This window comes from Variovorax beijingensis (genome assembly GCF_003951285.1).
Classification (GTDB): Bacteria; Pseudomonadota; Gammaproteobacteria; order Burkholderiales; family Burkholderiaceae_C; genus Variovorax; species Variovorax beijingensis.
Genome location: NZ_RXFQ01000002.1, coordinates 378668 through 400490, shown reverse-complemented (window position 1 = coordinate 400490; position 21823 = coordinate 378668). Strand labels below are relative to the sequence as shown.

Sequence of the window (21823 nt, the reverse complement as noted above, 5' to 3'; positions counted from 1 at the left end):
CATGAGAAAGCTGCTGCTCCTGCTGGCCTTGTGCCTGGCCGGCGCAGCCGGGCTGGCCGCCGCGGCCAACGCCGAGCCGCGCTACACCGTCGTGAAGATCGACCTGCGCAGCGAACGCCTCGAGCTGTTCCTGCGCGACGACAGCGGCGCCCCGTTCAAACGCCTCGACCGCCTGGAAGCCTGGCTCGCCGCGCGCAACCGGCAGCTCGTGTTCGCAATGAACGCCGGCATGTACCACGCGGACTTTTCCCCGGTCGGCCTGCTGGTGCAGGAGGGGCGCGAGCTTTCGCCGCTCAACCTGGCGGCCGGCACGGGCAACTTCTTCCTCAAGCCGAACGGCGTGTTCCTGGTGTCGGAGGCGGGGGCGCGCGTGGTCGAGTCGTCCGAATATGCGGCGCTGCCGAAAGAGGGCGTTCGGCTGGCGACCCAGTCGGGCCCGCTGCTGCTGCGTCGCGGCGTGGTGCATCCCGCCTTCATTCCGGATTCCGATTCGCGCAAGATCCGCAATGGCGTGGGCGTGTCGGGTCACACGGCGATCTTCGTGATCAGCGAGCAGCCGGTGAACTTCTACGAGTTCGCGCTCTACTTTCGCGACGTGCTGCATTGCCGCGACGCGCTCTACCTCGACGGCACCGTGTCGGCATTGCATTCGCTTGCCTTGCGGCGCAGCGACTTCACCAGGGAGCTGGGACCGATACTCGGCGTGGCGGTGCCGTGAACAGCCGGCCCTTGCCGCCATCGTTTTCATTCAGGATCCTTTGAGCAATGACCCAGGCCCTTCCCATTCTTTCGCTCGTCGAAACCCGCGTGCTCGGCGTGCTGGCCGAGAAGCAGCGCACCGTGCCCGACAGCTATCCGCTGACGCTCAATTCGCTGGTGTCGGGCTGCAACCAGAAGACCAGCCGCAACCCGGTGCTCGAACTGAGCGAGGCCCAGGTGCAGGCCGCCATCGACAGCCTCAAGGGCTACAGCCTGGTGGCCGAAACCAGCGGCGGCCGGGCGTTTCGCTACGAACACAACATCGACCGCGTGCTGCGCATTCCGTCGCAGTCGGTGATCCTGCTCACGGTGCTGATGCTGCGCGGCCCGCAAACGGCGGGCGAACTGCGCATTGCCTGCGACCGCATGCACAACTTCGCCGACATCTCGTCGGTCGAAGGCTTTCTCGACGAGCTCGCCGAGCGCCCGGCCGGCGCGCTGGTTGTGAAGCTCGCGCGCCTGCCGGGGGCGCGCGAAAGCCGCTGGGCGCACTTGTTGAGCGGCGCGCCGGCGGAAGAAGTTGCGGGGCCTGGCGGCGCATCGGCCGACGGGGCGCATGCATCGCACGATGCATCGCTCGGCGAGGTGGCCGCGCTCAAGGCCAATGTGGCGCGGCTCGAGGCCGAGCTTGCATCGCTGAAGGCGCTGGTGGGGCGGGTGTGCTCGGAGCTTGGGATTTCCGACGCGGGATAGCGGGTGACAGCAGCACATGCTTGAGCATTCGGATCTTTCGGCGAACGATGCGCGCGCCCAGGCCTTCATCCGCGACGGCTTCCTGCGCATCGACAACGCCTTTGCGCGCGGACTCGCGGCCGAGGCCCGCGCGATCCTCTGGCGCGACACCGGATGCGATCCGGACGATCCGTCGACATGGACAAAGCCAGTCGTCCGGCTCGGCATGTATGCGCAGCAGCCCTTCGTCCAGCCCGCGAACACGCCGCTTCTGCACAGTGCCTTCGACCTGCTCGTCGGCCCGGGGCGGTGGCAGCCGTGCCGCAGCATGGGCACCTTCCCCGTGCGCTTTCCCTCGGCCGAGGATCCGGGCGACGCCGGCTGGCACATCGACGCGAGCTTCGGGCTGGAGAACCCCGACTTCATGACGTGGCGGGCGAACGTCCGCTCGAAGGGACGTGCCTTGCTGATGCTCTTTCTTTTCTCGGATGTGGGCGAGGACGATGCACCCACGCGCATCCGCGCCGGCTCGCATGCCGACATCGCCCGCGTGCTGGCGGCGGCGGGCGAGGAGGGCCTGTCGCTGGGAGAGCTGGCGCGCAATGGCTTTGCCGAATCCGCCGGGCGCCCCGAGGTGCTGGCGACGGGCGCCGCGGGCACCGTGTACCTGTGCCACCCGTTCCTCGTGCATTCGGCGCAGCCGCACCGCGGCAGGCATCCGCGCTTCATGGCGCAGCCGCCGCTGCTGCCGGCGCAGCCCTTCAGTCTCGAGTCGCCTGTGCGCTGCCCGGTGGAAGAGGCGATCCGGCAGGCGCTGAACGGCTGAACTCGCCCGGTCAGGCCGGCACGACCGGCGCGTCGCCCGGATTCTCCGGCGCGGGCTGCGCCTTGCTGGCCAGCTGCAGCAATTCGTCCACCTCCCAGTGATCGTCGGCATGCGCGCCGTACTTGCAGGCCACGACGCGCCCGTGCGTGTCGACCAGAAAGTCGGCAGGCAGGCCCAGGATGCCGTTCTCCGCCCGGGTGTAGAAGCGCCTGGCGGCCAGGATCCACCGCAGCCCGCTCCAGAAGACGCGGGGGTGCAGGAGTGCCCATGCGGAGGTCTCGACCCCGAACGCCTTGAAGTGCTTCTTGTCCGCGTCGGCGACGCAATCGAACGGCAGCTGCGCCTGGTACTTGAGCATTTCTTCGCGCGAAGAATGAAAGAAGACCACCTGGCGGATGCCCGCCGCGGCAATTTCCGCCTGGCGCCTGCCCATGGTGAGCAGGTGGAAGTTGCACACGGGGCACCCCGCGAAACGCCGGAACTGAAGGTGCACATAGCGCGGCACCGGGTCCGGAACATGGACGGGCTTGCCGTGGATGGTGCTTGCGGCAATGGAGGGAGCCGTGTCCCCGGGTGAGAGTTTCATGAATCCGTTCCTTTAACGTACAGTGTACGTAATTAACTATACTCGCAGCTTCGAAACTGCGTCAATATCTGCCTCATGGGACGACCCGCCAAATTCACGCATTCGCAGCTCCAGGCCGCCGCATTGGCGCTGGTCGACAGGGAAGGGCTGGCAGGCCTTTCCATGCGCGCACTGGCCGGCGAGCTCGGCACCGGCGCCATGACGCTCTACAACTACGTCTCGCAGCGCGAGGACATCGACCTGCTGGTGGTGGAGGCGGTGATCGGCGAAGCGCGCTGGCCGCTTGCCGGCTACGCGCAATGGCAGGACGAAGTCCGGGCCATCGCCACGGCGCTGTGGCAGGCGGTACGGGCGCATCCGCATGCCATCCCGTTGATCCTCACGCGCCGCAGCCGCTCGCCGGCCGTGTTCGAGGTGACCGAAGCCCTGCTGCGCGCGCTGGCCCGCAGCGGGCGCTCGGGACCGGCCCTGCTCGTTGCGTTCCGCGCCGTCTCCGGGCTGATCACGGGGCTTGCGCAATCGGAGCTGGCGGGGCCGCTGGCGCTGCAGGCCGAGGAGTCGGCGGAGCTCACGATCGCGCGGTTCCGGGCCTTGCCGGCCGAGCGCTTTGCGCACCTGATCGACATTGCCAATGCGGCCGCGGGCAGCACGGCGGACGGCGAATTCCGGGCGAGCCTGGATCTGCTGCTGGCGGGGCTGTCCGCAGACCGCGGCGGCGAGCGCTGATCGGCTTCAGGCGGCCGCATCCCACCCGAAGAACCGCAGCACTTCGGCCTGCTGGCGCATCGTGTCGGCCCGCCCGAGCGCCATCAGCTCGCGCGTGTAGTCCGCCTCGAACAGCAGGTAGCTCGCGAGCGCGCCGCCCTTCACATCGGCCGCCACCCTGGAGCCGCCCAGCAGGTGGCGCACCGCGCCGGGCAGCGCATCGACATGGCGTGCCGCAATCACGTCCAGGCGCTCCGACGGCGCGATCACCAGCAGGTCGAGCGGGCGCAGCGTGCTCGACGCGCGTGCTTCCTCGGGAATGAGGCCGAGCGTGTGGTTGATGCGCCGCAGCCGCTCGATGTCCACCGCCAGCGCATCGAGAAAGATGCTCGACAGCGCATGGCCCGCAATCTGCGCCATGGTGGGATAGCCGCTGTAGGTGTTGGGCGCGTCGGCGTCGCGCGGCTCGTGCATGCGGCCCGCGCCGATCACCAGGATGCGCCGGGCACCGAGGTGGATGGCCGCCGCGATGGGTGCCGACTGGCGCATCGAGCCGTCGCCGAAATATTCGGTGTGCCCCTGCATCGGCAGCGCGGTGGCCGGGAACACGAAGGGAATGGCCGACGAGGCCAGCAGGTGCGCATGGCTGATGCGGTCGCGCACCGACAGCCGCTGCGAACGCACCCAGGGCTCCATCGGCACCGCGGCTTCGAAGAAGGTGACGTGCTCGCCCGAGCTGTAGCTCGACGCGGTCACGGCCAGCGCCTGCAGGTGGCCCTGCTGCATGAGCTGCGGCAGGCGCTCGAGCGGCACCATGCGCGCCAGCAGCTCGGCCAGCGGCGCGTTGTCCAGCAGCGAGCGCGGCTTGATGCGCATCCAGTTGGCGGCAAAGCGCCCGAGCCCGAGCAGCATGCGCCAGCGCGTGCCGCTGCCGAGCACCGAGAGCAAATCGGCGCGGTAGACCTGCCCGGCGTGGAAGTCGCGCCAGACCTGCGCGATGCGCTCGACGGCTTCTTCGAAGTTGTCGGCGCCGCAGGCCAGCGCCGCAGCGTTGATGGCGCCGGCCGAGGTGCCGGTGATCACTTCGAAGGGATTGCGCCGGCCCGCAAGGCCCGCTGCGCGCCGGATCCCGGCAATGGCCTCGAGCACGCCGACCTGGTAGGCGGCCCGGGCGCCGCCGCCGGTGAGCAGGAGACCGGTGGCGGGGGGTGTCTCGGGCATTTGATGGGTGTTGTTGTCCCCGGTGGGGGAAAGGCGATGCGTGCGCACCCGGGGGCGAGCCATGAGACCCACTAGACTACCCGGCATTCAGGAGTTAGATCAATGGCACTCACCCCAGAGGGGCTCATGGACGCGCTCAAGGCCGTCGCAGACCCCAACACCGGCAAGAATTTCGTGGCGACCCGGTCGCTCAAGAACCTGCAGATATCGGATGGCGACGTGTCGTTCGACCTCGAGCTCGGCTACCCGGCCAAGAGCCAGCACGCGGCCCTGCGCAAGGCGCTGGTGGCAGCCGCCAAGACGGTGCCGGGCGTGAGCAACGTCTCGGTCAACATCACGACCAAGGTCATCAGCCATGCGGTGCAGCGCGGCGTGCAGCTGATGCCCAACGTGAAGAACATCATCGCGGTGGCGTCCGGCAAGGGCGGCGTGGGCAAGAGCACCACGGCGGCCAACCTGGCGCTGGCGCTGGCCGCCGAAGGCGCGGCCGTGGGGCTGCTGGATGCCGACATCTACGGCCCGAGCCAGCCGATGATGCTGGGCATCGAGGGCCGGCCCGAGAGCGAGGACGGCAAGACCATGGAGCCGCTCGAGAACCACGGCGTGCAGGTCATGTCGATCGGCTTCCTGGTCGACCAGGACGAGGCCATGATCTGGCGCGGTCCCATGGCCACCCAGGCGCTGGAGCAGCTGCTGCGCCAGACCAACTGGAAAGACCTCGACTACCTGATCGTCGACATGCCGCCGGGCACCGGCGACATCCAGCTGACGCTTTCGCAGCGGGTGCCGATGACCGGCGCGGTGATCGTCACCACGCCGCAGGACATCGCGCTGCTCGATGCCAAGAAGGGCATCAAGATGTTCGAGAAGGTCGGCGTGCCGATCCTGGGCATCGTGGAAAACATGGCGGTGCACATCTGCTCCAACTGCGGCCATGTCGAGCACATCTTCGGCTCCGAGGGCGGCAAGAAGATGGCCGAGCAGTACCAGATGGAGTACCTGGGCGCACTGCCGCTGGACATCAACATCCGCCTGCAGGCCGACAGCGGCAAGCCGACCGTGGTGGCCGACCCCGACGGCGAAGTGGCCGGCATCTACAAGGCCGTCGCACGCCAGGTGGCCGTGGGCATTGCCGAGAAGGCCAAGGACTTCTCGGCGAAGTTCCCGACCATCTCCATCAGCAAGAACACCTGATCGGCGGCGCGCCCCGTGAATCTTCTCGCGTCGATGCGCTATCTGGTTGCGCTCAGCGAGCACAAGCATTTCGGACGCGCGGCGCAGGCCTGCCACATCACGCAGCCGGCACTGTCGAATGCGCTGCGCTCGCTCGAAAGCGAGTTCGGCGTGGTCATCGTCAAGCGCGCACGCGTCTACGTGGGCCTCACGCACGAAGGCGAGCGGGTGCTGGCCACGGCCCAGCGCATGCTGCGCGACAACGAAGTGCTGCAGCAGGAGTTGCGCAGCGAAGAGGGCCATCCGCGCGGGCGGCTGCGCATGGCGGCCGTGCCCACCGCCATTCCGATGCTGTCGCGCTTTGCCGCGATGCTGCACGAGCTGCACCCGGGCATCGTGCCGGCGGTGCTGTCGATGAGTTCGCAAGACCTGGAAACGGGGCTCGAAAGTCTCTCGGTCGACCTCGCGCTCGGCTACACCGAGCGCATGCACCTGCCGGGCATCAAGCTCACTGCATGGCCGCAGAGCGTGGAGCACTACTTCCTGCTGCGGCGCGCCCCCAAGCCCTCGGCCGACCGGCTGCGCATCGGCCAGCCGATGTCGTGGGCCGAGGCCGGCCAGCGGCCGCTGTGCCTGCTCACGCCCGACATGCACAACCGCTCCATCATCGACCAGGCGCTGCGCGACGCCGGCATTGCGCTGGAGCCGGCCATCGAAACCAACTCGGTACTTACCCTTGCATTGGCCGTGCTCGCGGGCACCGTGAGCAGCGTGCTGCCGGGGTCGATGGTCGCGGCCGTGCGCAGCTACCGCGAGCTGGAGGCCTTGCCGCTGGTCGCCCCCGAGGTCAAGACGCCGCTCGGCTTCATGACCCAGACCGGCGTGCGCCCCTCGCGCGCGCTCGATGCCGCCCTGGTGTTCCTGCAGACGCCGGCATGGCGCGAGCAGGTGCGGCTGCACAGCGGCGCGCTCGGCGAATAGCCTCGGCCCGGCGCCGTCCCGGGCGGCCATTTAGTTATTGAATCGATCGATGTGCCGATCGAATTTGACGCGCCCGGGGCCGCCCCACACACTCGGTCAGCCCTCATGCATTGCTGGGGGCATTCCCGAGACATCGAAAAAAGGCCCAGGCAGTGAACAACCACCCAGCCACGACCCGCGAGACAACAACAAAGGCAGCGAGCACGCACACCATCGTGCCGCTCGCCACCGCCGACGAGATGCGCGAGCGCATCCGCCGCAAGAGCAAGCTCAAGGGCCGCCAGCCCGAGGAAGCGGCGCTCCTCGAAGTGCGCACGCTGATCGGCGCGCGTCCGGCCGAGGGCCACCGGCGCGACCTGCTCATCGAGCACCTGCACAAGCTCAACGACGCCTTCCGCTGCCTGCACGACCGCCACCTGGTGGCGCTGGCGCGGGAAATGAACATCCCGATGGCCGAGGTCTACGAGGTCGCGACCTTCTATCACCACTTCGAGGTGGTGCGCGGCGACGATGCCGCGCCGGGCCTCACGGTCCGCGTGTGCGACGGCCTGGCCTGCGAACTGGCCGGCGCCAAGGATCTGCTGGCGCGGCTGCCCGAACTGCTCGGCGTAGAGGGCGGCGACGTGCGCGTGATTGCGGCGCCCTGCATCGGCCGCTGCGAGCAGGCGCCCGCGGTGGCCGTCGACCGGCAGGCCGTGCCGCTCGCGACCACGGCGAAGGTGCTGCAGGCGCTGAAGTCCGATCCTGCTGAAGCCACGGTCGCGTATTTCGACGCGGCCGCGTTCGCCGAGAGAAGCATCTCGCCGCTGCCCGGCGCCATCGAGCGCATGCCGGCCTTCACCGACTACGCCACCTACCGTGCACACGGCGGCTATGCGCTCGCGTCGGCGCTCGTCAATGGCGAGGAAGACGCCGAGGCCATCATCAAGACCATGGAAGACTCGGGCCTGCGCGGCCTGGGCGGCGCGGGCTTTCCGGCGGGGCGCAAGTGGCGCATCGTGCGCGACCAGCCGGCGCCCCGGCTCATGGCGGTGAACATCGACGAAGGCGAACCCGGTACCTTCAAGGACCGCACCTATCTTGAGCGCGATCCGCACCGCTTTCTCGAAGGCCTGGTGGTGGCGGCGCAGATCGTCGGCATCGAGCAGTGCTACATCTACCTGCGCGACGAATACCACGACTGCCGCGCGCTGCTCGAAACCGAGCTGGCGCGGCTGCAGGCCGACCCGCCCTGCGCGCTGCCGCGCATCGAGCTGCGGCGCGGCGCGGGCGCCTACATCTGCGGCGAAGAGTCGGCCATGATCGAAAGCATCGAGGGCAAGCGCGGCGAGCCGCGCATGCGCCCGCCGTACATCGCGCAGGTGGGCCTGTTTGGCCGCCCGACGCTGGAGCACAACTTCGAAACCCTCTACTGGGTGCGGGACATCGTCGAGAAAGGCGCGGCCTGGTTCAGCGGCTTCGGCCGCCACGGCCGCAAGGGCCTGCGCAGCTTCAGCGTGAGCGGCCGCGTGAAGCACCCGGGCGTCAAGCTCGCGCCCGCGGGCATCACGGTGCAGGAACTCATCGACGAATACTGCGGCGGCATGCTCGACGGCCACTCGCTCTATGCCTACCTGCCCGGCGGCGCGTCGGGCGGCATCCTGCCGGCGCGCATGAACGACATTCCGCTCGACTTCGACACGCTGCAGCCCTACGGCTGCTTCATCGGATCGGCCGCCGTGATGGTGCTGAGCCAGCACGACCGCGCCCGCGACGCCGCACTCAACGTGATGCGCTTCTTCGAGCACGAAAGCTGCGGCCAGTGCACGCCCTGCCGCGTCGGCACCGCCAAGGCCGCGGCGCTGATGCATGCGCCGGTGTGGGACAACGCCACGCTCGAAGACCTCGCGCAGGTCATGGGCGACGCCTCCATCTGCGGGCTCGGCCAGGCGGCCCCCAACCCGATCCGCTGCATCCAGCAATATTTCCCGGAGGAGGTGGCATGAACGCCCCGACCAAGCTCGCGGAGCTGATGCCGCAAACCATCGAATTCACGCTCGACGGCCAAGCCATCCAGGCCTTCGACGGCGAGACCATCTACAAGGCGGCCGAGCGCCACGGCGTCGAGATTCCCCACCTGTGCTTCAAGGACGGCTACCGCGCCGACGGCAACTGCCGCGCCTGTGTGGTCGAGGTGAAGGGCGAGCGCACGCTCGCGCCCAGCTGCTGCCGCAACGTGACGGCCGGCATGGAAGTAAAGGCCACCAGCGAGCGCGCGCTCAAGAGCCAGAAGATGGTGGTCGAGATGCTGCTGTCCGACATGCCCGACAACGGCTACAAGTGGATCGGCGACGACGCCACCCAGCAGCACGGCGAGCTCAGCGCCTGGGCCAGGAAGCTCGACATCGCGGTGCGGCCCGAACTCAAGGCGCTGCGCCGCGAGCAGCCGAAGGCCGACATCTCGCACCCGGCCATGGCCGTCAACCTCGATGCCTGCATCCAGTGCAACCGCTGCGTGCGCGCCTGCCGCGAAGAGCAGGTCAACGACGTCATCGGCTACGCCCTGCGCGGCGCAGGCAGCAAGATCGTGTTCGACCTGGACGACCCGATGGGCGACAGCACCTGCGTGGCCTGCGGCGAATGCGTGCAAGCCTGCCCGACCGGCGCGCTGATGCCCAAGAGCCACATCGGTTCGCAAGAGGTCGATCGCAAGGTCGATTCGGTGTGCCCGTTCTGCGGCGTGGGTTGCCTCGTCACCTACAACGTGAAAGACGAGAAGATCGTCAGCGTCGATGGCCGCGACGGCCCGGCCAACCACAACCGCCTGTGCGTGAAGGGCCGCTTCGGCTTCGACTACGCGCACCATCCGCAGCGCCTGACCAAGCCGCTGATCCGCAAGGCCGGCATGCCCAAGGATTTCAGCGACGCGCCGCGGCCGGACGACTGGAGCGAATATTTCCGCGAAGCCACCTGGGAAGAGGCGCTCGCGCTCACCACCGGCAAGCTCTCGGGCCTGCGCGACAGCTACGGGCCCAAGTCGCTCGCGGGCTTCGGCTCGGCCAAGGGCAGCAACGAAGAGGCCTACCTGTTCCAGAAGCTCGTGCGCACGGGTTTCGGCAGCAACAACATCGACCACTGCACGCGGCTGTGCCACGCCTCCAGCGTGGCTGCGCTGCTCGAGGGCGTGGGCTCGGGAGCGGTGAGCAACCAGGTCAACGACGTGGAGCATGCGGGGCTGATCTTCGTCATCGGCTCCAACCCCACGGCCAACCACCCGGTCGCCGCCACCTGGATGAAGAACGCCGCCCAGCGCGGCGCCAAGATCGTGCTGGCCGACCCGCGCCGCACCGACATCAGCCGCCATGCCTGGCGCACGCTGCAGTTCAAGGCCGACACCGACGTGGCCATGCTCAACGCGCTGATCCACGCCGTGATCGACGAAGGCCTGGTCGACCAGGAGTTCGTGCGCACGCGCGCCAGCAACTACGAGGCGCTGCGCGAGAACGTCAAGGGCTACAGCCCCGAGGCGATGGCGCCGATCTGTGGCGTGCCGGCCGAAACGCTGCGCGAAGTGGCGCGGGCTTTTGCCACTGCCAAGGGCGCGATGATCCTCTGGGGCATGGGCATCAGCCAGCACGTGCACGGCACCGACAACGCGCGCTGCCTCATCGCGCTGGCCACCGTCACCGGCCAGATCGGCAAGCCGGGCTCGGGCCTGCATCCGCTGCGCGGCCAGAACAACGTGCAGGGCGCGAGCGACGCCGGCCTGATCCCGATGATGTTCCCCAACTACCAGCGCGTCGACAACCCGGCGGTGCATGCGTGGTTCGAGAACTTCTGGGGCACGCCGCTCGACGCGACGCCGGGCTACACGGTGGTCGAGATCATGCACAAGGCGCTCGCGCCCGACAGCGATCCGCACAAGGTGCGCGGCATGTACATCATGGGCGAGAACCCGGCCATGAGCGACCCGGACCTGAACCATGCGCGCCATGCGCTCGCGAGCCTGGAGCACCTGGTGGTGCAGGACATCTTCATGACCGAGACCGCCTGGCTCGCCGACGTGGTGCTGCCCGCGAGCGCCTGGCCCGAAAAGACCGGCACGGTGAGCAACACCGACCGCATGGTGCAGCTGGGCAAGCGTGCGCTCAACCCGCCGGGCGACGCGCGGCCCGATCTCTGGATCATCCAGCAGATCGCCAGGGGCATGGGCCTCGCGTGGAACTACGAGGGCGAGGAGTCGGGCGTGGCCGCGGTCTACGAGGAAATGCGCCAGGCCATGCATGCGGTGATCAGCGGCATCAGCTGGGAGCGGCTGCAGCGCGATTCGAGCGTGACCTACCCTTGCCTGAGCGAGGAAGACCCGGGCCAGCCCACGGTGTTCATCGACGACTTCCCCACGGCCGACGGGCGCGTGAAGCTGGTGCCGGCCGACATCATTCCGGCCGACGAGCGGCCCGATGCCGAATACCCCTTCGTGCTCATCACCGGCCGCCAGCTCGAGCACTGGCACACCGGCAGCATGACGCGCCGCGCTTCCGTGCTCGATGCGCTCGAGCCCATGGCCACCGCGTCGATGAACCAGGCCGACCTGCTGAAGCTCGGCCTCGAGGCCGGCGACGTGATCACCATCCAGTCGCGCCGCGGCGAGGTCGCCATCCACGTGCGGCGCGACGACGGTACGCCCAGCGGCGCGGTGTTCGTTCCCTTCGCCTACTACGAGGCGGCGGCCAACCTCATGACCAATGCCGCGCTCGATCCCATGGGCAAGATCCCGGAGTTCAAGTACTGCGCGGTGCGCATTGCGCGCGGCGGCCAGCCGATGGCGGCGGCCGGCTACGGCACCGGCTCCGGCGTGCTCGCGGCGGGGGACTGAGGCGGGGCGGCGAGGGCGGGGGCCATGGTTTAACCTTGGCGCCAAGCTCCTCCCGCACCGTTCCTTCGCATCACCACCGGCATGAAAACCAGAGTCCAGTTCCGCCTGCGCATCTACAGGGACGACAGCATCGCCTTCGGCCCCGGCAAGATCGCCGTGCTGGAGGCGGTGGCGGAAACCGGCTCGATCTCGGCCGCGGCGCGCCAGCTGGGCATGTCGTACCGGCGCGCCTGGATGCTGATCGATGAGATGAACAACGCCCTCAGTTCCCCGGCCGTGAACACCGCGGCCGGCGGCTCGCGCGGCGGCGGCACCGCGCTCACGCCCGTGGGCGAGGAAATCGTCAAGCACTACCGCGCCATCGAGCATGCCGCGCGCCTGGCCACGGCGGCCGACGTGCGCGCGCTGACGCGCCTGCTGGCACCCTGACCTGATCCCCGCGCTGTATCCCAAGGGATATCGGCGCCATCCTCCCGCACCCGCCACGCACGCTCCTTAGAGGAGAGCGTCCGTTCGTGCAACAATTGCGTTGTATCTTCATGAATACGACGAACACCCTCATCGCCTCGGCCGACTGGTTCCCGCTGGTGCTGTCGCTCAAGGTGGCCGCGGTCGCGACCCTGCTGGCGCTCGTGGCCGGCGTGGCGCTGGGCTGGGTGTTCGCGCGCAAGCGCTTTCCGGGCCATACGGTGCTCGAGGCGGTGTTCATGCTGCCGCTGGTGCTGCCGCCCACGGTCATCGGCTACGCCATCCTGGTGGCGGCGGGGCGCCACAGCCCGCTCGGCAGCTGGCTGCGCGAGCACCTCGACTACAGCATCATCTTCAGCTGGCATGGCGCCGTGGTGGCGTCGGCCGTGGTGGCGCTGCCGCTGGTGCTGAAGTCGGCCAGCGCCGCCTTCGCGGGCGTGGACCGCTCGCTCGAAGCCGCCGCCAGCACGCTGCGCCAGTCGCCGTTCTCGGTGTTCCTGCGCGTGACGCTGCCGCTGGCCTGGCCCGGCATCCTGGCCGGCACGCTGCTCGCGTTCGCGCGGGCCATGGGCGAATTCGGCGCCTCGCTGATGGTGGCGGGCTCCATTCCGCAGCAGACCCAGACCCTGTCGATGGCTATCTACGACGCGGTGCAGGCCGGCCACGACGACCTGGCGCTGCTGCTGGTGCTGGTGACTTCGCTGCTGTCGGTCACCGTGCTGGTGCTGTCGAACCGCTTCTTCTCGCTGCGCTGACCGGCCCGATCCCAACCTCCAGACCCACATGCGCGCGTTCCACCTCCTGTTTCTTGTCCTGGCGATGGCGCTGCCGCTCGGTGCGGCGGCCCAGCAGATCACCGTGTCCGCGGCCGCCAGCCTGACGGACGCGTTCAAGGAACTGGGGCCGAAGTTCGAGGCCGCGAAGCCGGGCGCCACGGTGCGCTTCAATTTCGCGGCCTCGGGCGTGCTGCTGCAGCAGATCGGACAGGGCGCCCCGGTCGACGTGTTCGCGAGCGCCGACCAGGAGACGATGGGCCGTGCCGCCGAGCAGAAGCTCATCGATGCGGCCACGCGCCGCAACTTCGCGAGCAACGCCCTGGTGCTGATCGAACCGGCCAGGGGCGCGGTCGGCGTCCAATCGCTGCAGGACCTGGCCGGCGCGGGCATCCGGAAAATTGCCGTGGGCAAGACCGCCACCGTGCCGGTCGGCCGCTACACGCGGCAGGTGCTGGAAGGCGCGGGGCTCTGGAGCCTGCTCGAGCCGAAGTTCGTGCAGGCCGACAGCGTGCGCCAGGTGCTCGACTACGTGGCCCGCGGCGAGGTCGAGGCCGGTTTCGTCTACCGCACCGATGCGGCCGTGATGAGCCAGAAGGTCCGGGTCGCCTTCGCGCCAACGGCCGCCATGCCGGTGACCTACCCGGTCGCGGTGGTCGCCGAAAGCCGCCAGAAAACGCTGGCCGGCGACTTCGTGGCCTTTCTTTCCAGCGAGGCCGCGCGCGAGGTGCTCGCGCGCCACGGTTTCGGCAAGCCATGATCGACGTCGACCTGAAGCTCACCGTCACCGATGGCGCGCGCCGCTTCGACCTGGCGGCGCGCTTCGCGACCGACGTGCCTTTTGCCGCCCTGTACGGCCCCTCTGGCGCGGGCAAGACGCTCACGCTGCAGGCCATCGCGGGGCTGCTGCATCCGTCCGCGGGCCATGTGCGGCTGGACGGCCGCACGCTCTACGACTCGGCCCGCGGCATCGACGTGCCCGCGCCGGCGCGGCGCATCGGCTACCTGTTCCAGGACTATGCGCTGTTCCCGCACCTGTCGGTGCGCGAGAACGTGGCGTTCGGCCTGACCGCCTGGCATCGGCGCCGGCTGCCGCCGCGCGAGGCCGAGAGGGTGCAGGCGCTGCTCGAAGGCTTCGGCCTGGCGGCGCTGGCCGACAGCCGGCCGCAGAAGCTCTCGGGCGGCCAGCAGCAGCGCGTGGCGCTGGCGCGCGCGCTGGCGTGCGAGCCGCAGGTGCTGCTGCTCGACGAGCCCTTTGCCGCGCTCAACCCCATGCTGCGCAGCGAACTGCGCCACGAACTCGCGCAAGTGCGCCGTCAGTGGGGCATTCCGGTGCTGATGATCACGCACGACATCGAGGACGTGCTGGCGCTGGCCGACGTGGCCTTCGTCTACAACCACGGCCAGGTGGTGCGCGAGATCGACCTGCACAACGCGCAGAGCCGCGATTTCGCGCTGCGCGAGGCGGGCGGCGTGCCGGCCGCCGAGGCTTCGCCGCTGCACCGCAAGCTGCGCGGCCTGCTGATGCAGGATGCGGGATGACCCTCGGCGCGAAAGCGGCATGCGGCGGCGCTACGATCGCCGCATGAATCCTTCCATCGATGTTGCCGTCGTGATGCGCCGCGAGCGCGTCGACAGCCGTTGGCAATCTTGGCGCTGGATCCTCGAAAGCGTCGGCCCCGACCAGCCCGGCTTCGGCACCGAGCCGCGCCTGCTCGAGGCGAACGGGAGCGCGCAGCGCTGGCTGCACCCGGGCTTCAAGGCCGAGCTGTTCCGCGACGACGTGGAGGGCTACCACCTGAACGCCACCACGCCCGCGCCCTGCTGGTTCGTGCTCTGGCGCATGGAAGAAGAGCCCACCGTCGCCGACGAGCCGATCGCGCGGCCGGTGGTGGTGAGCCTCAGCTACAACGAGGCCGGCCGCTGGCTCGACGCGCAGGAAACGGTGGAGCAGGTGCCCGCGCCCGAAGAGGTGATCGAGTGGATGCGCAGCTTCGTGCAGGCGCATTACGTGATCGAGCCCAAGCGCCGCAAGCGGCCCGAGAGTTTCCGCCCCCTGGTCGACCGCTTCGGCAATGCGGCCAGCGTGTCGACCGAGAAGAAGCGCGGACGTGGAGCGGGCGATGTCTGAGAATTTCTTCGGCCGCTGGTCGCGGCGCAAGCAGGAGGCGCGCGAAGAGGTGCCGCCCCCTCCCGCCGTGCAAAAGGTGGAAGAGGTGGCCGTAGCGCGCATCGATACCGCAGCGCCTCTTCCCGCGGCTGCTGACCCCGCAGCCGGCCCTTCCTCCGAAGCGCAAGGGGAAATACCCCCGCCCACGCTCGCCGAAGCACAGGCGCTCACGCCCGAGTCCGACTTCCGGCCCTTCATGGCCAGGAACGTCGCGCCCGAGGTAAAAAACACTGCTTTCAGAAAGCTCTTTGCCGACCCGCAGTTCAATGTGATGGACGGCATGGACACTTACGTCGACGACTACTCCCAATCGACGCCGATCCCCGACAGCGTGCTGCGCCAGATGGCCAGCGCCAAGTTCCTCAGGCTGTTCGAGCACGAGGAAGAAGCCGAGGTGCAGCAGGAACCCGGCGCACCCGCGGAAACCCCGCAAGCCGCCACGCCGCCGGACGTGGCACAGTCCGAGCCTCCGGAGGAATTCCTCCCCAGCCAGCAGGTTGCAAACGTGCAGCCCGCAAGCCAGAAGACCGATGACCACAACGCTGATCTGCGACTGCAACCAGACGATGCCGCTCGAGCCGAAGACGCTCGGCGCGGCGCTGGCTGAGTCGCTGCCCCTTCATTCGACCCTGTGCCGCCGCGAGGCGCCGGCTTTCCAGCGCGCCATCCGCTCGGGCGACGAGGTGGTGGTCGCCTGCACGCAGGAGCGCCGGCTGTTCACCGAGCTGGCCGAACAGACCGAAGGCGCGACCTCGCCGATCCGCTTCGTGAACATCCGTGAAACCGGCGGCTGGAGCCGCGACGCCAAGAGCGCCAGCCCCAAGATCGCCGCGCTGCTGGCCGTGGCCCATCTGCCCGAGCCCGATCCGGTCTCGACCGTGAGCTACGCGAGCCAGGGCCGGCTCCTGATCGTCGGCCCGCTCGACGCGGCCGAGAAAGCCGCGGCGCTGGTGGCCGATTCGCTGCAGGTGTCGATCTTTTCCACCGGCCCGGGCGCCGCCGGCGGCGCGCAGGAACGCCGCTGGCCCGTGATGGCGGGGCGCATCGCATCGCTCACCGGCTGGCTCGGTGCTTTCTCGCTGCAGTGGACGCGTGACAACCCCATCGACCTCGACCTGTGCACGCGCTGCAATGCGTGCCTCGGCGCCTGTCCCGAGCAGGCGATCGGGCTCGACTACCAGATCGACCTGGCGAAGTGCACTTCGCACCGCGACTGCGAAAAAGCCTGCAGCGTGGCCGGCGCCATCCATTTCGGCCGCGCGCCCGAGGCGCTCGATGCCGAGTTCGACCTGGTGCTCGACCTGGGCGCGAACGCACTGATCGACTGGCATGCGCCGCCGCAAGGTTATTTCCACCTGGCGGACGGGCTCGCGCATGCCGAAGGCCTGTCGACCCTGCTGCGCCTGCGCGAGCTGGTGGGCGAGTTCGAGAAGCCGAAGTTCTTCGACTACAAGCAGAAGCTCTGCGCCCACAGCCGCAACGAAGTGGTGGGCTGCAACGCCTGTGTCGAGGTCTGCTCGGCGCATGCCATCTCCAGCGACAAGGAGCGCCAGCGCATCGTCGTGAATCCGCAGCTGTGCGTGGGCTGCGGCGCCTGCACCACCGTGTGCCCGACCGGCGCGCTGGGCTACACCTACCCGCGCACGCCCGACCAGGGGCGCAAGCTGCGCACGCTGCTGGCCACCTATCTTGGCGCCGGCGGCCGCGACGCCACGGTGCTGCTGCACAACGAAGAAGGCGGGCAGGCGCTGGTCGAACAGCTCGGCCGCGCGGCCCAGCTGGGACGCGGCAAGCGCGACGGCCTTGGCGGCGTGCCCGCGCATGTGCTGCCGGTGGCGCTGATGCATGTCGCGAGCACCGGCATCGACCTGTGGCTCAGCGCCATCGCCTTCGGCGCCTCGCAGGTGGCCGTGCTCTCCACCGGCGAGGAAGCGCCGCAGTACCTCGATGCGCTGAAGAAGCAGATGGCCGTCGCGCAGGCGCTGCTCGCGGGCCTGGGCTACACCGGCACGCATTTCCACCTGGTCGAGGCCGGTACGCCGGCCGCGCTCGATGCGGCCCTGGCCGGCCTGCGCGCCACGCGCCAGCGCGTGCCCGCCACCGCGGCGCGCTTCGCCGTGGGCGCCGAGAAGCGCGGCACGCTCGAGATGACGCTCGACCACCTGATGGCGCAGGCACCCGCGCTTTCGGCGGCGCCTGACGATGCCGCCGCACCGCTTGAAATTGCGCTGCCCGCCGGTTCGCCCTTCGGCGCGGTCACGGTGAACAAGGACAGCTGCACGCTGTGCCTGGCCTGCGTGAGCGCCTGCCCCGCCAGCGCGCTGCAGGACAACCAGAATGCGCCGCAGCTGCGCTTCATCGAGAAGAACTGCGTGCAGTGCGGGCTGTGCGCAGCCACCTGCCCCGAGAACGCGATTGCGCTGGTGCCGCGCCTCCTGGCCGCGCCTGAGCGCAAGCAGCCCGTGGTGCTCAACGAGGCCAAGCCCTGGGCCTGCATCCGCTGCAGCAAGCCGTTCGGAACGCAGAAGGCCATCGAGGCGATGCTCGGCAGGCTCGCGGGCCACGCCATGTTCCAGGGCGAGGCGCTCGAGCGGCTCAAGATGTGCAGCGACTGCCGGGTGATCGACCTGTACAGCGCACAGAACGAAATGAAGATCACGCAGCTATGAGCCAGTTCCCTCCGATGACCTCTGCCCTCGACGAGGAAATTGCGCGCGCCGAGGTCTACGGCCTGCTCGCGCGCCTCTGGTATGCGGCGCCCGACGCCGACCTGCTTGGCGCCTTCGGCGTGGCGCCGACCGAGGCGCCCGCGGCCGGCGCCTTCCTCGAGGAGCCCTGGCGGCAGCTGGTCGGCGCGGCGCGCGGCACCGATGCGGCCGCGGTGCATGCCGAGTACGACGCGCTCTTCGGCGGCATGGGCAAGCCCGAGATCTACCTGTTCGGTTCGCACTACCTGAGCGGCTTTCTCAACGACAAGCCGCTGGCGCAGTTGCGCACCGACCTGGCCCGGCTGGGGCTCGCGCGTGGCGAGGCCGTGTCCGAGAGCGAAGACCATGTTGCCTGCCTGTTCGAGGTAATGCGCTACCTTATTGCGGGCGACGACGCGGCGGTGGCCAACCTCGCGCAGCAGCAGGCTTTTTTTGCCACCCACCTGCAGTCGTGGCTGCCGACGCTGTGCGATGCGGTGGCCCAACATCCGAAGGCGCATTTCTATGCGTCGCTGGCCGGCTTCACCCGGGCCTTCGCCGAGGTCGAGGTCCAGGGCTTCGACATGCTCGGTTGATCGTTTCAAAGGAAGAGTTCGATTGTCGGGAATAAGGGTCTCGACTAGTATCCAGATGTATGCAAATCGGTTCATATCTGGTTTGCCCCCCAGCCACTCCTGGAGATCACATGCAGGACAGCCAAGCGGCCGGCACCAAGCCGGCCTCGCGTCGAGGTTTCTTTATAGGTGCCGCCGGCGCCGGTGCCGCGGTTGCCGCGGTTTCGGTGCTCCCCAAGGTCGCGCCGGCCCCCGCGGCCGTCGAGGCCGTTGCGCCCGCGGCGAAGCCCGCGCCTGAAAAAGGCGGCGGCTATTCGCTGAGCGAACACGTCAAGCGCTATTACAAGACCGCTTCGGCCTGAAGCGGAAGGTCCAAGATGTTGCTGACCAAGAAAACAGTCCCCGCGAACAATGTCTCGCGGCAAGGGGAGCGCGAGTCGTCCTCCCCGTTCATCCACAGCCTGCGGCGCGGCCTTTCGGGTGCGCTGCCCACCATGGACCGGCGTGCCTTCCTGCGGCGCTCCGGGCTCGGCGTCGGCGTGGGCCTGGCCGCGGGCCAGCTCACGCTGATGCGCAAGGCCGAAGCGGCCGGCGAAGCGCGGCCCACAGCGGTAGGCGCCGGCAAGGTCGAGATCAGGCGCACCGTGTGCTCCCACTGCTCGGTCGGCTGCGCCTCCGATGCGGTGGTCGAGAACGGCGTCTGGGTGCGCCAGGAGCCGGTGTTCGATTCGCCGATCAACCTTGGCGCGCATTGCGCCAAGGGCGCCGCGCTGCGCGAGCACGGCCACGGCGAATACCGGCTGCGCTATCCGATGAAGCTGGTCAACGGCAAGTACGAACGCATCAGCTGGGACACCGCGCTCGACGAGATCACCGCCAAGCTGAAGGACCTGCGCCAGGCCAGCGGGCCCGATTCGGTCTACTGGATCGGTTCGTCCAAGCACAGCAACGAGCAGTCGTACCTGCTGCGCAAGTTCGTGAGCTTCTGGGGCAGCAACAACTGCGACCACCAGGCGCGCATCTGCCACTCGACCACGGTCGCGGGCGTCGCGAACACATGGGGCTACGGCGCCATGACCAATTCGTACAACGACATGCGCGGCGCCAAGGTGGCGATGTACATCGGCTCCAATGCCGCCGAAGCCCATCCGGTCAGCATGCTGCACATGCTCCATGCCAAGGAGCATGGCTGCAAGATGATCGTGGTCGACCCGCGCTTCACGCGCACCGCGGCCAAGGCCGACGAGTACGTGCGCATCCGTTCGGGCTCCGACATCGCCTTCCTGTTCGGCATCCTGCACCACATCTTCAAGAACGGCTGGGAAGACAAGCAGTACATCAACGACCGCGTCTTCGGCATGGACAAGGTGCGCGAGGAAGTGCTGGCCAAGTGGACGCCCGACAAGGTCGAGGAGGCCTGTGGCGTGAAGGAGGCGCAGGTGCTCAAGGTGGCGACCTGGCTCAACGAGAACCGCCCCGGCACCATCGTGTGGTGCATGGGCCAGACGCAGCACACCATCGGCAACGCGATCGTGCGGGCCTCGTGCATCCTGCAGCTTGCGCTCGGCAACGTGGGCAAGTCGGGCGGCGGCACCAACATCTTCCGCGGCCACGACAACGTGCAGGGCGCCACCGACGTGGGCCCGAACCCCGATTCGCTGCCCGGCTACTACGGCATCGTCGAAGGCTCGTGGAAGCACTTCGCCGCCGCCTGGGGCGTCGACTTCGAATGGATCAAGGGCCGCTTCGCCTCGCCCGCGATGATGAGCAAGCCCGGCATCACCGTGTCGCGCTGGATCGACGGCGTGCTCGAGAAGAACGAGCTGATCGACCAGGACTCGAACCTGCGCGGCGTGTTCTATTGGGGCCATGCACCCAACTCGCAGACCCGCGGCCTCGAGATGAAGCGTGCCATGGACAAGCTCGACCTGCTCGTGGTGGTCGACCCGTATCCTTCGGCCACCGCGGCCATGGCGGCCATGCCCGGCAACCCGGACGATCTCAACAAGAACCGCGCCGTCTACCTGCTGCCCGCATGCACGCAGTTCGAGACCAGCGGCTCCGTCACGGCGTCGAACCGTTCGCTGCAGTGGCGCGAGAAGGTCATCGAGCCGCTGTGGGAAAGCCGCAGCGACCACATGATCATGCAGCAGTTCGCCGACCGCCTGGGCTTCGGCAAGGAGCTGAGCAAGAACTACAAGATGCAGAAGGTCAAGGGCATGGACGAGCCCGTGCCCGACGACATCCTGCGCGAGATCAACAAGTGCGTCTGGACCATCGGCTACACGGGCCAGAGCCCCGAGCGGCTGCAGGCCCACATGCGCAACATGGGCGCCTTCGACGTGCGCACGCTCAAGGCCAAGGGCGGGACCAAGGACAAGGTCAACGGCTACGACATGACGGGCGACTACTTCGGCCTGCCGTGGCCCTGCTTCGGCACGCCCGAATTCAAGCACCCCGGCTCGCCGAACCTCTACGACACCTCCAAGCACGTGATGGACGGCGGCGGCAACTTCCGCGCGAACTTCGGCGTGGAGCGCGACGGCAAGAACCTGCTGGCCGAGGATGGCTCGCATTCGCTGGGCGCCGACATCACCACCGGCTACCCCGAGCTCGACCACGTGCTGCTCAAGAAGCTGGGCTGGTGGGACGAACTCACCGAGGCCGAGAAGCCCAAGGCCGAAGGCAAGAACTGGAAGACCGACAGCTCGGGCGGCATGATCCGCGTGTTCATGAAGAACCACGGCTGCCACCCTTTCGGCAATGCCAAGGCGCGCGCAGTGGTCTGGAACTTCCCCGACGCGATCCCGCAGCACCGCGAGCCGCTGTACGGCAACCGGCCCGACCTCATGGCCAAGTACCCGACGCACGACGACAAGATGGCGTTCTGGCGCCTGCCCACGCTCTACAAGAGCGTGCAGCAGAAGAACATCGCCGACAAGGTGGCCGAGAAGTTCCCGTACGTGATGACCTCGGGCCGGCTGGTCGAATATGAAGGCGGCGGTGAGGAAACCCGCTCGAACCCCTGGCTCGCCGAACTGCAGCAGGAGATGTTCATCGAGATCAACCCCAAGGTCGCGGCCGAGAAGGGCATTCGCAACGGCGAGCGCGCCTGGGTGCACACCCCCACGGGCGCCAAGCTCAATGTGCAGGCCCTGGTGACCGAACGCGTGGGGCCCGACACGGTCTTCATGCCGTTCCACTTCTCGGGCCACTGGCAGGGCGTCGACATGCTCGGCTACTACCCCGCAGGCGCAGCCCCCGTGGTGCGCGGCGAGGCGATCAACACCGCAACGACCTACGGGTACGACAGCGTGACCATGATGCAAGAGACCAAGACCACGGTCTGCAATGTGGAAAAGGCATAAGGAA

The 21823-nt window shown here is 68.5% G+C and carries 20 protein-coding genes; 18 read left to right on the top strand and 2 right to left on the bottom strand.

The window, feature by feature from the left end; genetic code table 11:
* The first annotated feature begins 1 nt into the window (after nucleotide 1).
* The 3 genes from EJO66_RS04920 to EJO66_RS04910 are packed head-to-tail and all read left to right on the top strand — an operon-like array spanning nucleotide 2 to nucleotide 2257.
* Nucleotides 2–718 (top strand): phosphodiester glycosidase family protein, encoded by a 717-nt coding sequence (locus tag EJO66_RS04920; protein WP_124956595.1) that lies wholly within the window; start codon nucleotides 2–4, stop codon nucleotides 716–718.
* A gap of 47 nt (nucleotides 719–765) precedes the next feature.
* Nucleotides 766–1452: a YceH family protein gene (locus EJO66_RS04915; RefSeq protein ID WP_124956593.1), complete on the top strand. Its 687-nt coding sequence runs from the start codon at nucleotides 766–768 to the stop codon at nucleotides 1450–1452.
* Between the two features lie 16 nt (nucleotides 1453–1468).
* Complete coding sequence (locus EJO66_RS04910) at nucleotides 1469–2257, top strand: phytanoyl-CoA dioxygenase family protein (protein WP_124956591.1); 789 nt, start codon at nucleotides 1469–1471, stop codon at nucleotides 2255–2257.
* A gap of 10 nt (nucleotides 2258–2267) precedes the next feature.
* Here the strand turns inward: EJO66_RS04910 and EJO66_RS04905 are convergent, their stop codons facing one another.
* Nucleotides 2268–2843 carry a redoxin domain-containing protein gene (locus EJO66_RS04905; protein ID WP_124956589.1) on the bottom strand — a complete coding sequence of 192 codons (576 nt, stop codon included), beginning with the start codon at nucleotides 2841–2843 and terminating at the stop codon, nucleotides 2268–2270.
* Between the two features lie 75 nt (nucleotides 2844–2918).
* Here EJO66_RS04905 and EJO66_RS04900 point away from each other — a divergent pair, with 75 nt between their 5' ends.
* The gene (locus tag EJO66_RS04900) at nucleotides 2919–3569 is read left to right on the top strand and encodes a TetR/AcrR family transcriptional regulator (protein ID WP_124956587.1); all 651 of its coding nucleotides are present in this window, start codon (nucleotides 2919–2921) and stop codon (nucleotides 3567–3569) included.
* Nucleotides 3570–3575: 6 nt separating this feature from the next.
* Here the strand turns inward: EJO66_RS04900 and EJO66_RS04895 are convergent, their stop codons facing one another.
* Nucleotides 3576–4769: a patatin-like phospholipase family protein gene (locus EJO66_RS04895; RefSeq protein WP_125964718.1), complete on the bottom strand. Its 1194-nt coding sequence runs from the start codon at nucleotides 4767–4769 to the stop codon at nucleotides 3576–3578.
* A gap of 102 nt (nucleotides 4770–4871) precedes the next feature.
* On the opposite strand from EJO66_RS04895, the gene apbC reads away from it, so the two are divergent.
* The 14 genes from apbC (at nucleotide 4872) to EJO66_RS04825 (ending at nucleotide 21819) form a co-directional block, all read left to right on the top strand.
* Nucleotides 4872–5963, top strand: a complete 1092-nt coding sequence (apbC, locus tag EJO66_RS04890; RefSeq protein WP_124956583.1) for an iron-sulfur cluster carrier protein ApbC — start codon at nucleotides 4872–4874, stop codon at nucleotides 5961–5963.
* 15 nt (nucleotides 5964–5978) lie between these two features.
* A complete protein-coding gene (locus tag EJO66_RS04885; RefSeq protein WP_124956581.1) occupies nucleotides 5979–6923 on the top strand; it encodes a LysR substrate-binding domain-containing protein in 945 nt (314 codons plus the stop codon).
* Nucleotides 6924–7162: 239 nt separating this feature from the next.
* Nucleotides 7163–8908 carry an NAD(P)H-dependent oxidoreductase subunit E gene (locus tag EJO66_RS04880; protein WP_164547771.1) on the top strand — a complete coding sequence of 582 codons (1746 nt, stop codon included), beginning with the start codon at nucleotides 7163–7165 and terminating at the stop codon, nucleotides 8906–8908.
* Entirely contained in the window at nucleotides 8905–11778 is a 2874-nt protein-coding gene (gene fdhF / locus EJO66_RS04875; RefSeq protein WP_124956577.1) for a formate dehydrogenase subunit alpha, read from the top strand. The genes EJO66_RS04880 and fdhF overlap by 4 nt, the downstream gene beginning before the upstream one ends.
* 81 nt (nucleotides 11779–11859) lie before the next feature.
* Nucleotides 11860–12207, top strand: a complete 348-nt coding sequence (locus EJO66_RS04870; protein ID WP_124956575.1) for a winged helix-turn-helix domain-containing protein — start codon at nucleotides 11860–11862, stop codon at nucleotides 12205–12207.
* Between the two features lie 110 nt (nucleotides 12208–12317).
* Entirely contained in the window at nucleotides 12318–13001 is a 684-nt protein-coding gene (gene modB, locus EJO66_RS04865) for a molybdate ABC transporter permease subunit (RefSeq protein WP_124956573.1), read from the top strand.
* A 28-nt stretch (nucleotides 13002–13029) separates the two neighbouring features.
* Nucleotides 13030–13779: a molybdate ABC transporter substrate-binding protein gene (modA, locus tag EJO66_RS04860; RefSeq protein WP_124956571.1), complete on the top strand. Its 750-nt coding sequence runs from the start codon at nucleotides 13030–13032 to the stop codon at nucleotides 13777–13779.
* A complete protein-coding gene (locus EJO66_RS04855) occupies nucleotides 13776–14561 on the top strand; it encodes an ABC transporter ATP-binding protein (RefSeq protein ID WP_124956569.1) in 786 nt (261 codons plus the stop codon). The genes modA and EJO66_RS04855 overlap by 4 nt, the downstream gene beginning before the upstream one ends.
* A gap of 19 nt (nucleotides 14562–14580) precedes the next feature.
* Nucleotides 14581–15150, top strand: a complete 570-nt coding sequence (locus EJO66_RS04850; RefSeq protein WP_124956792.1) for a DUF3305 domain-containing protein — start codon at nucleotides 14581–14583, stop codon at nucleotides 15148–15150.
* Nucleotides 15143–15796, top strand: a complete 654-nt coding sequence (locus EJO66_RS04845; protein ID WP_124956567.1) for a DUF3306 domain-containing protein — start codon at nucleotides 15143–15145, stop codon at nucleotides 15794–15796. The genes EJO66_RS04850 and EJO66_RS04845 overlap by 8 nt, the downstream gene beginning before the upstream one ends.
* Entirely contained in the window at nucleotides 15720–17858 is a 2139-nt protein-coding gene (locus EJO66_RS04840; protein ID WP_223262159.1) for a 4Fe-4S dicluster domain-containing protein, read from the top strand. Before EJO66_RS04845 ends, EJO66_RS04840 begins: the two co-directional genes overlap by 77 nt.
* Nucleotides 17855–18472 carry a TorD/DmsD family molecular chaperone gene (locus tag EJO66_RS04835; protein WP_124956565.1) on the top strand — a complete coding sequence of 206 codons (618 nt, stop codon included), beginning with the start codon at nucleotides 17855–17857 and terminating at the stop codon, nucleotides 18470–18472. The genes EJO66_RS04840 and EJO66_RS04835 overlap by 4 nt, the downstream gene beginning before the upstream one ends.
* 110 nt (nucleotides 18473–18582) lie before the next feature.
* Nucleotides 18583–18813: a formate dehydrogenase gene (locus tag EJO66_RS04830; protein WP_124956563.1), complete on the top strand. Its 231-nt coding sequence runs from the start codon at nucleotides 18583–18585 to the stop codon at nucleotides 18811–18813.
* A gap of 15 nt (nucleotides 18814–18828) precedes the next feature.
* Nucleotides 18829–21819: a formate dehydrogenase subunit alpha gene (locus tag EJO66_RS04825; RefSeq protein WP_124956561.1), complete on the top strand. Its 2991-nt coding sequence runs from the start codon at nucleotides 18829–18831 to the stop codon at nucleotides 21817–21819.
* The last annotated feature ends 4 nt before the right edge of the window (nucleotides 21820–21823 follow it).

Bases quoted from the DNA above. Each gene is read 5' to 3' on its own strand.
- EJO66_RS04870 (WP_124956575.1), top strand. From the start codon at position 11,860: ATGAAAACCAGAGTCCAGTTCCGCCTGCGCATCTACAGGGACGACAGC.
- EJO66_RS04880 (WP_164547771.1), top strand. From the start codon at position 7,163: ATGCGCGAGCGCATCCGCCGCAAGAGCAAGCTCAAGGGCCGCCAGCCC.
- EJO66_RS04900 (WP_124956587.1), top strand. From the start codon at position 2,919: ATGGGACGACCCGCCAAATTCACGCATTCGCAGCTCCAGGCCGCCGCA.
- EJO66_RS04920 (WP_124956595.1), top strand. From the start codon at position 2: ATGAGAAAGCTGCTGCTCCTGCTGGCCTTGTGCCTGGCCGGCGCAGCC.
- apbC (WP_124956583.1), top strand. From the start codon at position 4,872: ATGGCACTCACCCCAGAGGGGCTCATGGACGCGCTCAAGGCCGTCGCA.
- modA (WP_124956571.1), top strand. From the start codon at position 13,030: ATGCGCGCGTTCCACCTCCTGTTTCTTGTCCTGGCGATGGCGCTGCCG.
- EJO66_RS04825 (WP_124956561.1), top strand. From the start codon at position 18,829: ATGTTGCTGACCAAGAAAACAGTCCCCGCGAACAATGTCTCGCGGCAA.
- EJO66_RS04915 (WP_124956593.1), top strand. From the start codon at position 766: ATGACCCAGGCCCTTCCCATTCTTTCGCTCGTCGAAACCCGCGTGCTC.
- EJO66_RS04905 (WP_124956589.1), bottom strand. From the start codon at position 2,843: ATGAAACTCTCACCCGGGGACACGGCTCCCTCCATTGCCGCAAGCACC.
- fdhF (WP_124956577.1), top strand. From the start codon at position 8,905: ATGAACGCCCCGACCAAGCTCGCGGAGCTGATGCCGCAAACCATCGAA.
- EJO66_RS04835 (WP_124956565.1), top strand. From the start codon at position 17,855: ATGAGCCAGTTCCCTCCGATGACCTCTGCCCTCGACGAGGAAATTGCG.
- modB (WP_124956573.1), top strand. From the start codon at position 12,318: ATGAATACGACGAACACCCTCATCGCCTCGGCCGACTGGTTCCCGCTG.
- EJO66_RS04830 (WP_124956563.1), top strand. From the start codon at position 18,583: ATGCAGGACAGCCAAGCGGCCGGCACCAAGCCGGCCTCGCGTCGAGGT.
- EJO66_RS04855 (WP_124956569.1), top strand. From the start codon at position 13,776: ATGATCGACGTCGACCTGAAGCTCACCGTCACCGATGGCGCGCGCCGC.
- EJO66_RS04845 (WP_124956567.1), top strand. From the start codon at position 15,143: ATGTCTGAGAATTTCTTCGGCCGCTGGTCGCGGCGCAAGCAGGAGGCG.
- EJO66_RS04910 (WP_124956591.1), top strand. From the start codon at position 1,469: ATGCTTGAGCATTCGGATCTTTCGGCGAACGATGCGCGCGCCCAGGCC.
- EJO66_RS04895 (WP_125964718.1), bottom strand. From the start codon at position 4,769: ATGCCCGAGACACCCCCCGCCACCGGTCTCCTGCTCACCGGCGGCGGC.
- EJO66_RS04850 (WP_124956792.1), top strand. From the start codon at position 14,581: ATGCGGCGGCGCTACGATCGCCGCATGAATCCTTCCATCGATGTTGCC.
- EJO66_RS04840 (WP_223262159.1), top strand. From the start codon at position 15,720: ATGACCACAACGCTGATCTGCGACTGCAACCAGACGATGCCGCTCGAG.